Source organism: Mycoplasma sp. 10961 (genome assembly GCF_055523525.1).
The window spans coordinates 978898-992745 of the sequence record NZ_JBVFVD010000001.1; the positions used below are offsets into that span (position 1 = coordinate 978898).

General features: G+C 26.6%; 13 protein-coding genes and 1 rRNA gene. 7 read left to right on the top strand and 7 right to left on the bottom strand.

What is annotated here, in order from left to right:
- Positions 1–10 precede the first annotated feature (10 nt).
- From AC0B4T_RS04105 to AC0B4T_RS04120, 4 genes are all read left to right on the top strand, one after another.
- Positions 11–778 (top strand): hypothetical protein, encoded by a 768-nt coding sequence (locus AC0B4T_RS04105; protein ID WP_465102032.1) that lies wholly within the window; start codon positions 11–13, stop codon positions 776–778.
- Positions 779–866: 88 nt separating this feature from the next.
- A complete protein-coding gene (cmk, locus tag AC0B4T_RS04110; RefSeq protein ID WP_465103246.1) occupies positions 867–1532 on the top strand; it encodes a (d)CMP kinase in 666 nt (221 codons plus the stop codon).
- Positions 1532–2839 (top strand): ribosome biogenesis GTPase Der, encoded by a 1308-nt coding sequence (gene der, locus AC0B4T_RS04115; protein WP_465103247.1) that lies wholly within the window; start codon positions 1532–1534, stop codon positions 2837–2839. Before cmk ends, der begins: the two co-directional genes overlap by 1 nt.
- A 403-nt stretch (positions 2840–3242) precedes the next feature.
- Positions 3243–4988: a restriction endonuclease subunit S gene (locus tag AC0B4T_RS04120; protein WP_465103248.1), complete on the top strand. Its 1746-nt coding sequence runs from the start codon at positions 3243–3245 to the stop codon at positions 4986–4988.
- Positions 4989–5183: 195 nt separating this feature from the next.
- Here the strand turns inward: AC0B4T_RS04120 and hinT are convergent, their stop codons facing one another.
- The 3 genes from hinT to AC0B4T_RS04135 are packed head-to-tail and all read right to left on the bottom strand — an operon-like array spanning position 5184 to position 8906.
- A complete protein-coding gene (gene hinT, locus AC0B4T_RS04125) occupies positions 5184–5507 on the bottom strand; it encodes a histidine triad protein HinT (protein ID WP_465101857.1) in 324 nt (107 codons plus the stop codon).
- Complete coding sequence (locus tag AC0B4T_RS04130; RefSeq protein ID WP_465103249.1) at positions 5497–6738, bottom strand: HinT-interacting membrane complex lipoprotein P60; 1242 nt, start codon at positions 6736–6738, stop codon at positions 5497–5499. Before AC0B4T_RS04130 ends, hinT begins: the two co-directional genes overlap by 11 nt.
- A complete protein-coding gene (locus AC0B4T_RS04135; protein ID WP_465103250.1) occupies positions 6738–8906 on the bottom strand; it encodes a HinT-interacting membrane complex protein P80 in 2169 nt (722 codons plus the stop codon). The genes AC0B4T_RS04130 and AC0B4T_RS04135 overlap by 1 nt, the downstream gene beginning before the upstream one ends.
- 107 nt (positions 8907–9013) lie before the next feature.
- Here AC0B4T_RS04135 and AC0B4T_RS04140 point away from each other — a divergent pair, with 107 nt between their 5' ends.
- A complete protein-coding gene (locus tag AC0B4T_RS04140) occupies positions 9014–9538 on the top strand; it encodes a hypothetical protein (protein ID WP_465103251.1) in 525 nt (174 codons plus the stop codon).
- A gap of 3 nt (positions 9539–9541) precedes the next feature.
- Here AC0B4T_RS04140 and rrf read toward each other — a convergent pair.
- Both rrf and AC0B4T_RS04150 read right to left on the bottom strand, forming a co-directional pair.
- Positions 9542–9647, bottom strand: a 5S ribosomal RNA gene (gene rrf, locus AC0B4T_RS04145).
- A gap of 591 nt (positions 9648–10238) precedes the next feature.
- On the bottom strand, positions 10239–11186 hold the full coding sequence (locus tag AC0B4T_RS04150) for a hypothetical protein (RefSeq protein ID WP_465103252.1): 948 nt from the start codon (positions 11184–11186) through the stop codon (positions 10239–10241).
- 370 nt (positions 11187–11556) lie between these two features.
- Here AC0B4T_RS04150 and AC0B4T_RS04155 point away from each other — a divergent pair, with 370 nt between their 5' ends.
- On the top strand, positions 11557–11916 hold the full coding sequence (locus AC0B4T_RS04155; protein WP_465103253.1) for a hypothetical protein: 360 nt from the start codon (positions 11557–11559) through the stop codon (positions 11914–11916).
- Between the two features lie 15 nt (positions 11917–11931).
- Entirely contained in the window at positions 11932–12702 is a 771-nt protein-coding gene (locus AC0B4T_RS04160) for a hypothetical protein (protein ID WP_465103254.1), read from the top strand.
- 1 nt (position 12703) lies between these two features.
- Here AC0B4T_RS04160 and AC0B4T_RS04165 read toward each other — a convergent pair whose 3' ends face one another.
- Positions 12704–13654 (bottom strand): hypothetical protein, encoded by a 951-nt coding sequence (locus AC0B4T_RS04165; RefSeq protein ID WP_465103255.1) that lies wholly within the window; start codon positions 13652–13654, stop codon positions 12704–12706.
- Entirely contained in the window at positions 13641–13820 is a 180-nt protein-coding gene (locus AC0B4T_RS04170) for a hypothetical protein (protein ID WP_465103256.1), read from the bottom strand. The genes AC0B4T_RS04165 and AC0B4T_RS04170 overlap by 14 nt, the downstream gene beginning before the upstream one ends.
- Between the last annotated feature and the right edge of the window lie 28 nt (positions 13821–13848).

Here is a 13848-nt window from a genome sequence, read left to right on the forward strand (position 1 = left end):
TTAATGTATTATGAATCTTAGTAATACAGGACATTTAGCTTTCGCTATGTTTTTTATAGCATTAACAACATCATTAGGTATTTCAGTTACTAAATATCGTCTTTGGACTTTTAACGAAAGTGTTTATAAAGCAAACCAAAAAAATATGTTAAAAACATTGGCTTTTGCCACTATTTTACTGCTAATTGCTCTTGCTTACACTATTTTAATCCAACTAGAAATAATTACAGTAGGCGAATATTTAACAAACGATAAAGGAATTAGAATTGACAGTTCCGGCAGTGAATATAAGGTAATAACAAGTAGTGAATCGATTACTAGTTATATACTAGTTGTTGCGTGTTTAATAACAATTGGTTTAATAATTTATTATTTAACTCAAATTAAAGCAAAAGATGAAATTCGACCAGAAGAATTAATAGAATTTGCACAACAAGCAGTTATTGATTTTGATCAAGCCGAAAAAAGTTATTATGTCTTAAAGCAATCCCTTAGACGATATGGACCTGATAAAATCATTAATTTTGACAATTATATTTCAAATAGTACATTTATGCTTAGTTTTGGCAAGAAATTATTTTTCAAAACCCTTATCAAAAGAACAATTTATTTTGGTTTATCATTACCAAGTAAAATACCAACCTTTGATCAGCCCCAAACGCCTAAAAACATAATTATGGTTTATTTAATCTCTTCAGTAAAAGTAATTAATAAAACCAATAAAATCCAAATAACCGTAAAGGATCTTGCTGATCATTTAAAGGGGTTAACATTTTAAAAAAGTTATAATTTATAACTTTTTATTTTTTATATTTTGCCAAACTAAAAAAAGTTATATATAATATAAACAAGAAATAGGAGAATAGATGAAAGTAAATATTGCAATTGATGGCCCTAGTGGTGTAGGCAAATCCACAGTAGCAAAGGAATTAGCAAAAATCTTGGGCTATACTTTTATAAACAGCGGAAGCATCTATAGGGCAATTACTAAAAATGTTATTGATAAGGGTATTGATACTCGTGATGCACAAAATGTAATCAAAACCTTAGAAAACGGAATGATTAAATTACTAGAAAATGATAAAGTACAGCTATATGGAGTTGATGTTTCAACTAAACTAAGAGCAGATTATATTTCGCAAGTAACACCAAATATAGCTAAAATACCAGAAGTTCGTAATTATGTAGTGAATCAAATAAAAACCATTACAAATCAAAATAAAGGTTATATTATTGATGGTAGGGATACTACCTTTAAAATTATGCCTCATGCCGAAGTTAAAATTTTTCTATGAGCTTCCGCCGAAGAAAGAGCTCACCGTCGCATAGAACAAAACCGAGAGCTCATGTATAATGTTAATTTTAATGAAATCTTGTTAGATATTCAAAAACGTGATGAACAAGATATGAATCGTGAAATAGATCCTTTGCATAAAACTCATGATTCTACCTTTATAGATTGTACAAATTTAACACTCGAAGAATTACTTAATGTAATTTTAAAAATTGTAGAAAGTAAAACAATTAACTAATGAAAAATACAGTAGCAATAATTGGAAAACCAAATGTTGGTAAAAGCACTTTATTTAACCGTATTATAGGTAAAAAGATTTCAATTGTCTACGATGAACCAGGTGTAACCAGGGATCGCTTATACGAAACAATTTCATGATCTGGTGAACAAATAAAATTAATTGATACTGGTGGAATTGAAATTGAAAACAAACCATTTCAACAACAAATTCAAATTCAAGCTAAAATTGCAATTGAAGAAGCTGATGTAATTTTATTTATTTTTGATGGAAGAACTGAAATTTCAAATGATGAACTTTTCATCATGAATACTTTAAGAAAAAGTAACAAACCCATAATTGCCGTTGCCAATAAATTAGAAGCAAATCAAGATTTTGATTATGGTTGATATGCACTAGGTGTTGATGAAATCTTTCCTATTTCTGCATTACATGGTGAAGGTGTCGGTTCAGTTTTAGATGCTTGTATGAAGTATTTAGATTTTTCTGAACCTGATGATCAAGAATTATTTAGTCTAGCAATTATTGGTAAACCAAATGCTGGCAAAAGTTCACTTCTTAATAATTTAACAAATGAAAACCGTTCAATTGTGTCCGAAATACCCGGAACTACAAGAGATAGTGTTAAATCAATTGTAGATATCAATGGCACAAGCTATAGGGTTATTGATACAGCTGGAATTACAAAGAAATCTAAATTAGTCGAAAGTGTTGATCACTATGCTTTATTAAGGGCTATGAACTCTTTAATGGAATCAGATCTTTCACTTGTAGCAATTGATGCAACTCAGCCTGAAATCTCTCATTTTGACTCAAGAATAATTGGTTATGCTTTAGATCATAATAAACCAATTATTATTGTAATTAATAAATGAGACTTAATTAAAAAAGAAACTAATACAATGGCTCAATACGAAAAAAAACTGCGTGAAAAATTTCATTTCGTCCCTTGAGTACCAATTATATTTATTTCCGCTAAATACAACCAAAGAATAAATAAGCTTGCTGATAAACTAACCGAAGTTAGGGCAAACCTAGAAAGAGATATTAAACCTTCATTATTATCCACTCTTATTTTAGAAACCCAAAGCATTCAACCAGCACAGCCCTTTAATGGTGGACGCTTAAATATATATTACGCCCGTAAAGAACTTGCCAAAATTCCAACCTTTACCTTTTTTGTAAATAATAATAAGTTTGTTCATTTTTCTTATGAAAGATTTCTAGAAAATCAACTTAGACAATCATTTAATTTTGATGGTTGTCCAATTAAATTAAATTTCAAAAATAAGAATGGAATCGAATAAATAAAAAATATTTTTAAGTAAATTTTAAAAATATTATAAAATAATAAAAAATGTAGATAGAACAAGGAGCATATTATGCGTAAAATCGTAAGATTAAAAAATAAATTACGTCTTGAAAAAAGAAGACAAAAATTAGCTAAAGAACACGCTAGAGACGTAAGAAGACAACAAAGAAACGCTGAAACATCAGCTTAATGCCTAAAAAATAAAGCTCATAAATATGAATGAGCTTTATTTTTAGTTTGGGGTTTTTAAGCCCTAATATTAAGCATTTAAAATATATAAGATTATTAGTGAAGATTTATAATATATAAGTTTTTTGCATATTCTTAATCTTTTTAAGTATATTAGATATAAAGATTTTTCTGTTAAAATTGGTTTATTATATATTAAAGGAAACATTATGAATAAAATTGAGAAGTTAATTAAAGAATTATGTCCAGGTGGTGTTGAAAATAGACTGCTAAAAGAGTTGTGTTCAATAACAACAGGTAAATTGAAAACTGGGCAGAAAAATGAAAATGGCCAATATCCATTTTTTACATGTAACATGCAAACGTTTAAAATTGATAAATATGCTTTTGATACTGAGGCAATTATCATTAGTGGTAATGGTGTAAATGTTGGAAATATAAAATATTATGACGGTAAGTTTAACGCCGAACAAAGAACATATGTTTTATTTAATTTTAATGAAATATCTCCTAAATTTATAAAGTATTACTTATTAACTTACTTTAAACAATACATTTCAAATAAACAGATAAAAAATTCTGCAATACCATATATAACATTACCTATATTATGAAACTTTGAAATACCAACACCGCCCCGCGCGATCCAAGATGAAATTGTTAAAATTCTTGATAATTTCACAGAACTTACCACAGAACTTACCACAGAACTTACCACAGAACTCAAATACCGTAAGCAACAATATGAGTATTATCGCGATAAATTATTAACTTTTGATGATTCAAAAGTTAACGTTGAGTATAAAAGAATTGATGAATTATTCAAATTAAGCAGGGGAATTGTTATCTCTAAGAATTATATTAGAGATAACCCAGGAGAATATCCAGTATATTCATCACAAACTGAAAATAATGGTGAACTTGGTAAAATTAATACGTACCAATACGATGGGCAGTATATTACATGGACTACAGACGGAGCACATGCTGGAACTGTATTTTATCGTAATGGGAAATTTAATATTACTAATATTTGTGGATTATTAGATCTTAAAACAAATGATAATATAAAATACCTATATTATGCATTATCCATCCGTACAAAAGAACATGTAAATATCGGAATGGGTAATCCCAAACTAATGAGTAATGTCATGGCCGGTATTCAAATTCCCCTTCCGCCTCTTCCAGTCCAAAACCGCATTGCAGAAGTCTTAGACAACTTTGAGCAAATTTGTCATGATCTCAAAATTGGATTGCCTTCTGAAATATCTTTAAGACAAAAACAATATAAATATTATAGAGATCTCTTATTATCATTTAATATTAATGATATTGAGAGAGAGAGAGAAGATAATTCAGGATTAACCAAATTATTTGAATATGTCTTTGGTTTTGAACTCGTTAGTTTTGGGTATGGGGTTAAATACCAAAAACTTAGTGATGTTGCAAAAGTATCAAAAGGAAAGCAGCTTAATAAAACTTTATTAAGTACAAGCGGATATCCAGTTATAAATGGTGGTGTAAATCCTACTGGTTATTGACATGAATATAATTTTAATAAAAATAAAATCACTATAGCTCAAGGTGGATCAGCAGGGTTTGTTCAATGACAAAACTCAAAGTTTTGAGCAGGTGCACATTTATACGTAATCCAAGAATGTAGTGATATTCTTAATTATAAATATTTATATTATGTAATTAAGAATAATCAAGATAAGTTAATGGAAGCAAAATATGGTACAACTATTCCATCCTTATCGATGGAAGTTGTCAATAATCTTATTATTCCTATCCCACCCCTTCAACTCCAAAACAAAATAGTTGAAATATTAGATAATTTCTCGGACTTAACAAATGATTTGACTAAAGGCTTACCAGCTGAAATAGCTTTAAGACAAAAACAATATGAATATTATAGAGATAGATTGTTAGGTTTTAAAGAAGCAAAATAGCAACAAACTAATTGTTGTTGCTATTTTAATTAATTCTTATATTTTGTTTGAATTATTTTAATTTAAATTTGAATATTTAATACATAAATAATATTTTTAGCAAAGTAGTAAAGTTCACATGAAAATATTAACTTATTTCTTTAATTTAGTACAATATACTTTTTAACAAATCCAGCTTATTAAAAGCTGGTTTTGTTATTTATAGGGAATAATATGCACATGGGTATGGAAAACTACTTGCCCAGCACTTTTTCCAGTATTTACTTGTAATTTAAAGCCTGAACAATTGTATTCTTGAATATAGTTATTAGCTAATTTACGAGCCATTAACATTAGATATACATAATCTTCTTCATTATTTTTTAAAATATTCTCATCAGTTACTTTAGGAACAACTAGAAAGTGACCTGGTTGCACAGGATTAATATCATAAAAAGCAATTATTCTTTCATCCTCATAAACAATATTCGCAGGTATTTTTCTTTCGATAATTTGAGTAAAAATACTCTTATTCTGCATATTTTAATCCTTGAATAGCTTTTTTAAGATTTTCATCTTCAACTGTTAATTTAATTTTATTTCCAAGCTTAACAAAAGCGTCTACAGCTTGTTCAAATAAATTATTATCATAATCATATAATGCGGTAGTTAATTTAATTAAATCTTTAATTAAATAGGTGCCTTCTAAGGTTAATTTTTTAACATTAATCGTTGGTTTTTCACTACGTTCTTCTTGCTTAGGATTTTCAATTTCATAATCCTTGCCTAGAGGCAATAACCAACTAACATAGGTTACTAAAATAGAGTTGCTCCCACTTGTAATTGGTAAAGCTTCAACTAATGTTTCATCGTCATTAACTTTAATTAAGGTTTTTTTAGAATAATCATAAAATCCGTTAGCTAGTGTTTCAGTTGTATTATTCTTTAATGCATTTAATTCAAAATTAAAATTTAATGAAGAAGCCTCTAAGCCTTTATAACCGCCAATTTTACGTTCATATTCCCTATTAGAAAATAAAACATCATCATTAGCTACTTCTTTTGCATCAAATGATTTAAGAGATATAGCAGTATAATCGGCAATTTTATTGATTGTTTTTACAGATGAAGTAAATAAATCATTTTCACTAGTACTTGAATGTGTTCAAGTTTGGGTAAGTCTTTTATTTACTAAATAATCAATTAAAATGAAGTTATTTAGATCATAATCATCTTTTCTTGATTGATACTGGCTTGCATACACTTTTTCTAAATCTTCTTTTTTAGAAATTGTTAGATATTTATTAACTAATAAATTTTGTTCAACAGTTAATTTAACCTTTGATTCTTTAATATTATAAAGAATCAAGAATTGTTCCATTGTTATATTTGGATAATATGAATTAAGCAAACTTTTTAAATCATTATATTGAGTTTGATTAATTAAACCTTTAGATAATAAATCACTAATTTGTTTTGGAAGATATTTAGTATCTTTTTGGAATTGATTTTTTAAAAATGTTTTATAAGCTTGGAAGGCATCTTCTTTATATTTAGGATTATTAATATTTTCAGATTCTGAAACACTATATAAAGATTTTAAGGTGTTATCTAGCCATAAAGATTGCACAACATCTTTAACATTCTGACCTGAAAATAATTTATCTTGAGCTATTTTTTTATCAGTATTAACATCCCGCCCACAAGCTACAGCTACAACAGGAATAAATCCAAGAGTTGAAAAAGTTAATAATTTTTTAAGTGCTTTCATTAGTTATTTCCTTTCTCAAAATACTTTTGAAATTCTTGTTCAGCTAACTCAAAAGCATTTTTAGAGTTATTTAGTTCTACTGATGCTTTGTCAGATCCTAAATAAGCAACTCTAACTACTCCATCTACATTTTTAAAGTTAAGATTTGTGAGTGAATTAACTTTGTCTTTAATATATGTATCAATTTTTTCATATAAAGTTAATTCATTTTTTAATTTAAGACCATTTCTAACTGATGATACTTCATCTTTCAATTTACTAATCAATTCATTGGTATATATGTTATTATCATGATTTTTCTGTGTTAATAACCAACTTACAAATTCAAGGTCATTTAATTTATCCAATACTAATAATTCTTTTGATTTGTATGCATTTAATTTTTCATCAAATTTGAAGTATGAAGCATTTCCACCAGCAATATTAACTAAATCATTAGTAATATATTCTTTAAACTTCCCAATTTTATCAAGATGCTCATTTGCAAAGATTGCTATTCCACCAGGAGTTAAAATTAAAGATTGTTCTTGTTTATCTTTAATTTTATAAACTAAAGAATTATATGTATTGCTATTAACTTTAATAGCAAAAACATCACTATATTTTGTTTTAATAACATCATTAAATTGTTCACTAGTTAATTGTGCAAAGTAACGATCAATTAATAAGTTTGCTTCTTCCAATTTATTAGAAATTAAGTTGAACCTATCATTTTGATTACCTTCACTTGCATTTGTTGCTAAATCCTGTGCTTCTTTAATCAAATTAGCAATTTCTTGTTCAACATTAGGGTTAAAACCACTAGGCATACTAAATACTTGTTTTAAATCAATTTCTTTAAAATTATTTGAGTTTTTAAGTAAATTATTTGCAATTGTCCCAAATGAAAGATCAATATTATTATTGATTAAGTCGCTCATACTTGAAGTTCCTAAGAAACCTAAAGAACTATCTGAAGTTAGCGTTAATGCACTTAAATATGTTTTATATCTTGAAGTTTCTTCTTTAAAGGCATCTAATGTTTGGTCTTTATTGGTATAAAGTCCATATTCACTTGGTTTTTTAAAATTAAGTAATAAATCAATATTTTGACTTACTTTTATATTAGAATTTCCGTCCTTTAAAACTGAATATTTCAGATTATTAATATATTTTTGACGAGCAGTTGTATCTGTTAAACTAAAACCAAATCTAGAATCAGAATTAACAACGCCAGGTAATAAAACTGAAGTTGGAATTAAAACATTGTTATTATTAAAGTAATTTCTAATTACATTATCAGCAGGGATTAAATCAGTAATATATGATTTAGTTTGAAAAAGTGTCGCTTGAGTTGGATTGCTGGGTTGAATAAAGTAATTTACACCTTCTTTAAAGTGTGGAAATACTTTATCACCTTGGTTAAATAAAACAACTGCTTGGTTATTTGCGTCTTTTACAGGATTTCCATTAGCATCAATTTTATAAATTGTTTTCTTAGCTGTTTTATTAATAAAATCTAAGCTTACGGTTTTTACTTCTACTTCGGAATATCTAAGCGCAGTTGATTCAATTTCTTTAAATGTTAAATATTCAATTGCATCTTCTTCACTAGTACTCTTTCCATACTCATCAGTTAATAATCTTTCTTTATAAACATTTTCTCATGTTGAATATCCATACGTTGTTTTTAAATTATTTTTAAGATCGTTAATTTTCTTTTTCTGATTTTCTTTAATTTTGTCTAGTGAACTAAGTTCAATTGATAAATTTGCATTTTCATTATTGCTAAGTGAACTATTAACAATTTCTTGGTATTGTTTTGAAGCTAAAACTTCCTTTTCATACATGTAGAAAATAACTTTTTTATAAGTATCATCAAATTGTTTTGAATAGTCTGTGTCGTTTGTTTGTAATTTTTTTGTTAAATCACCAATTGAAATATTTAAATTATTATTAAAAACAAAAGCATTCTCGCTATCTTTTTTTGGTTCAATATAATTTACTTTTGTAGTATTGATAACTAAGGGAACTGTAATACCAGTTATAATCATAGTTGCTAAAGAACCCAAAATTGTATAATTGATTCAATTACGTTTTGTCTTTCTGCTTAATTTTTTATTTTTTTCATCAAAATTATCATTTAACTCTGATAAACGTTCAAAAAATGATCTTTGTCTTTTTGCCATTTGTTCTCCTATCTTAAAATTTGGCATTTTATTATTAAGCCACTTTTTTTATAAATTATAACAAAAAATAATTATAAAAGTGCACGTTTATAATTATAATTATAAACATGAAAACAAGGATTTTTTTAGACACTCTTAGTGCCTTTGATTTATTATCTAAAAAACATAAATTTGTTTACTCGCTTTTTTCTAAAACAATTAATAGTTTGGCCTTAAACCAAAATACTTCACAGCCATATGAAGTAGTCATAAATCTAGAAACCTTAACTACACTATTATTTCTAGAAAATAATGTTTTAATTGGAAACCGCAGTTATGCGGCAGAAAACACCATGCCGTATATTGCCTTAAATAATGAAAAAATTTATTTAAATTTATTAATAAAAACAACCAAATCTAATTATAACTTGGTTGTTAACACAAAGTATAACAAAAAAATTGAATGTAACTTATTTAAATTAATTAATAAGTTATATTCACCAAATCCTGATTTATTAATTCTTTTATATTTTGATTCAAATGAAGGATTAACAAAAATAAAAAAAGTTATAAATGTTAATCCAGATTATTATTCAGTTATCGAAGTTGCTGGAAAGCAATTTCCATACATTGAAGAATGAAAAAAAATATAAAAAAAACAGCGGCTTCCTATTTTCACCTTTAGGCTATCGTCGGCGTAAAGAGGCTTAACTACTGAGTTCGGAATGGTATCAGGTGATCCCTCTTGCTTTAACCACTGATAATAGTATAACACAAAAAAATAAAAGTCAAAATATTTTTTATTTTTTTTGGAATGTGTTTTTTGGAAAAGTCACATGCGAGATATTAACAAAATAAACGTCTTTTAATTTTAACATAATTTTTACATAAAAAATATATGAAAAAAACAGAAAACGCGACAGTTTTTTTTATAGTGAACCCCGTAAGTTAGACCAAATTAATTGGCAAAACTTAGGGGTTCACTATAAACTTTAATTACATTTTAAAATTCAAAAGATCGAAATATAATTATGGTCACAAGCAGCATTACAGCTTTTCCATTGAATTTAAACCAGTTGAAGCTAAATATAAAATTAGATGAGTTAACAAGGGATAAAGTTAGCTCAAATAGCCCTAAAATTTATATTACATTTAAGGAAATGATATTCTTACAACGGGAACAGTCTAATGAAAATCATACTTTAAATCAGATGCCTAAAAAGAGAAAAAATAAAAGCAACAGGTAATTTAGTCCATACCTTTGTCGAAGTCAAATTCTTTAGCTCTAGTGCAGAGAATAATTCATATAAAAAATGCTTGGGTAGTTCCAAGCATTTTTACTTAAAATATAAATTATGGATGTTGTTTTTTAAATACTTCTTTATATCATTTAACAAATTTATCCTTAAATGAAAGAAGTGTTTCATCTTCTTTTCTTCATATTGTTTTATATTCTATAACATGATTTTTATTAACTAAGAAAACTTCCCACTTTATCGGTTCCATTTCAAGTGCGTCCATATGTCAAACTGATTCAGGGATTAGTTCATGACCACTAATTGAAGTTATATATGTTTTATTATTTTGGTATATTGGTATTATATAGCCAGCACCTTGTAAATATTTATAAGGGCTTACAGTAGTTATAACTATATTATAGTTATCTAAAATATTATAAGCATCTTTATTTTCTAAATATAATTCTTCAAAAAGTTTTTTAATTTTTTGATCATCAAAAAACTCATTAAAAGGATTTAATTCTTTAAATCTGTTGATAATATAAGTGTCAAATTCCTCTTTCGAAGTTATTATATATGAATCTTGAGCTAAAAAATTCTGAGGGCTTTTTGGTTGCAATGATTTATCTAAAAAATTCTCATTAAAAGTATCTAAATATTTTAAATGGTATTCATTTTTTAAATATGATTCGTCTTCTCGTAATCATTCTTTAGGGGCAAAGACTGCAATGTTGGTAAACTTTTGATATGTAGGATAAATAACTTTGTATATTTCTTTTATTTCGTTAATGAGTTCTTCTTCGGTTGGTTCTTTTGGTTTTTCTATCTTATCATTTAATGTTGGTTTATCAATATTTCGCTTTGTATTATTCTTTTTTTTATCTCCCACAAGATTTTGATTTAAATTTGGATCTTGTTTAGGTACTGGTTCATCTTTGTCTTCCTTTATTTCTATTGGTTTAGTAGTTTCTTTAATTGTACCTTGTTCCTTTGTATTGCATGCATATGTAAATAAAGGTGTTAAAATTAGGCTAAATAACAAAATTTTCTTAATAATCTTCATTTTCTGTTTCAAAACCAGGATTTAATAATAATTTAAGCTCATAATTATTAGTACTTAAATTATCATATCAATCTTTTATAACAATTTGTTTTAAAGTTTTAGGAACAAAAAAGCAGATAACCCAGAAAAACTTATAAAAAGTCAAAAGAATGATTTTAAATTCTTTAGCATAAAAATCTCCTTATTAAATTTATCTAAAAATATATTTAATTGTTTAAATAGCATTAAAAATTCTATATATAAATTATAACATAATTTAAAAAAGTGTTAATTAATGTGGTCAAATTATGACCTATCTTTTTCACAATAAATAAACACCAAATACTCAAAAAATACTTTAGTTAAAGAAAATGATGTTAAACAAGAAATAGTGCGTCATTTTGTAACTGGTAAAAAAGGGGGCACCACTTTATCTAGTTTACTTGCTTATGATAATTCTAAACAAGATTGGTGAAAAGTTGGTACTAGTACTAAAATTAATGGTAATAGTAAGAATGATAACAGTAGTAACGCTAATACTGTTACCTATCATTTAGTTGAAAGAAATTCAAATGAAACTGCTTCAAATGCTACTTATGAACAATCGCGCATTAAAGCTGTTGCTACAATGACTTTAATTGATGCTGATTCTACTAGCACTAGTGGTTCAAACCATGTTGATCAAAATCCTGAAACGATTCAAAACCTTAAAGTAGATAAAGAAAGATCAGGTAAAAATTTTGATAAATAAAAACTTGGAACATATTTGACAGATGGTGATATAGGTGAAGCTAAGAGAATCGAACAATGAGAACATGTTGGCTTAGATCTTGATAATAAATTAGTCTTTTATAAAACTAATAATTCAACACAATCACAAAGTGATTCTACCAACAACACAGAAGCAGTTGAAGCAGAATGATCAAAAGTAGAAGTTTATTTAAGAACATCTGGGTCACAAAAGAATTTTGGATTAAATTATAATCATACAATTCCTAAACAATTTAAACTTTTTTATTCTCAAGATGGAGAACAATGAACCCCAGTATCAAATCAATCACATCAACATTACTATGACTTTGTCCAAATTAATTCATTTGATTTACCTAGCGGTTATCTAAATATAGAAGATAATTCTATACCAAGTGGTTCAAGAACCTTTACTAATAATGATAAAGATAAATTTTTTATTCATATTGCAAACAATGTTTCAGCTTTTGCCATTGAATTTAAACCAGTTAAAGCTAAATATATGAAAGTTGAATGAGTTAGTGCAAGAAATGAATTAACCAAAGAAAATGTTAGTCAAAATCGACATGCAAATGGTAGATATTTTAAAAATAATGATAATCTGCAAGTTGGTTCAACTGAATGACAATCATACTTTAAATCAAATGCACCAGAAGAGAAAAAATCAAAAGTAACAGGTGATTTAGACCATGCATTTGTCGAAGTTAAATTCTTTAGTCCTAGCGCTGAGCATAATCCATATAAAAAATATTTGGGTAGTTCCAAACATTTTTTCCTTAAATTATAAATTATTGATATTGCTTTTTAAATACTTCTTTATATCATTTAACAAACTTATCTCTAAATGAAAGAAGTGTTTCATTTTCTTTTCGTAATATTATGCTGTATTTTACAGCATGTTTCTTTTTTACTAAGTAAACTTCTCATTTTACAGAAGGAGCAGGATCATATACATCAGTTTGGTGATAATGTATAAAAGTTTCATGATGACCTGTTATTAATGTTATGTTAGTTCTATTATTATCATATATTGGGATTATATAACCAGCTCCATCAGAAAACCTATCCCTACGTACAGTAGTTATAACTACATTATAGTTATCTAAAATATTATAAACATCTTTATTATCTAAATATAATTCTTCAAAAAGTTTTTTAATCTTTTCAGCATCATTATAATCACTAAATTGGTTTAACTCTTTAAATCTATTTATTATATACATATTAAAATCATCTTTTGAAGTTATCATATATGAATCTTTAGCTAAATAATTTTCAGGATTTTTTGGTTGCAATGATTTATCTAAAAAATTCTCATTGAAAGTATCTAAATCTTTTTGTTTATATTCTATTTTTAGTGTATATTGATCTTCTTTTAATCATTCTTTAGGGGCAAAGACTGCAATTTTAGTAAACTTTTTATATACTGGATAAATAATTTTGTATATTTCTTTTATTTGACTAATTAATTCTTCTTCAGTTCATTGTTTTAGTTTTTCTATCTTATCATTTGATGTTGGTTTAGCAATATTTTGATTTGAATTTTTATTTTCTTTATCTGCCACAATATTTTGCTTTAAATTTGGTTCTTGTGTAGCTACTGGTTCATCTTTGTCTTGCTTTATTTCTATTGGTTTAGTAGGTTCTTTAGTTCTACCTTGTTCCTTTGCATTACATGCAAAGGTGAATAAAGGTGTTAAAATTGAGCTACATAACAAAATTTTCTTAATAATCTTCATTTTGAGTTTCAAAACCAGGATTTAATAATAATTTAAGTTCATAATCATTATTAACTGGTATATTTACTACTTGATTATTTTCAGATAAAGCAGCTGCTATACCTTGTCCACGAATCTCAAACTTATTAGTACTTAAATTATCATATCAATCTATAGTGAACCCCACAAGTTGGACCAAATCAATTGGTAAAACT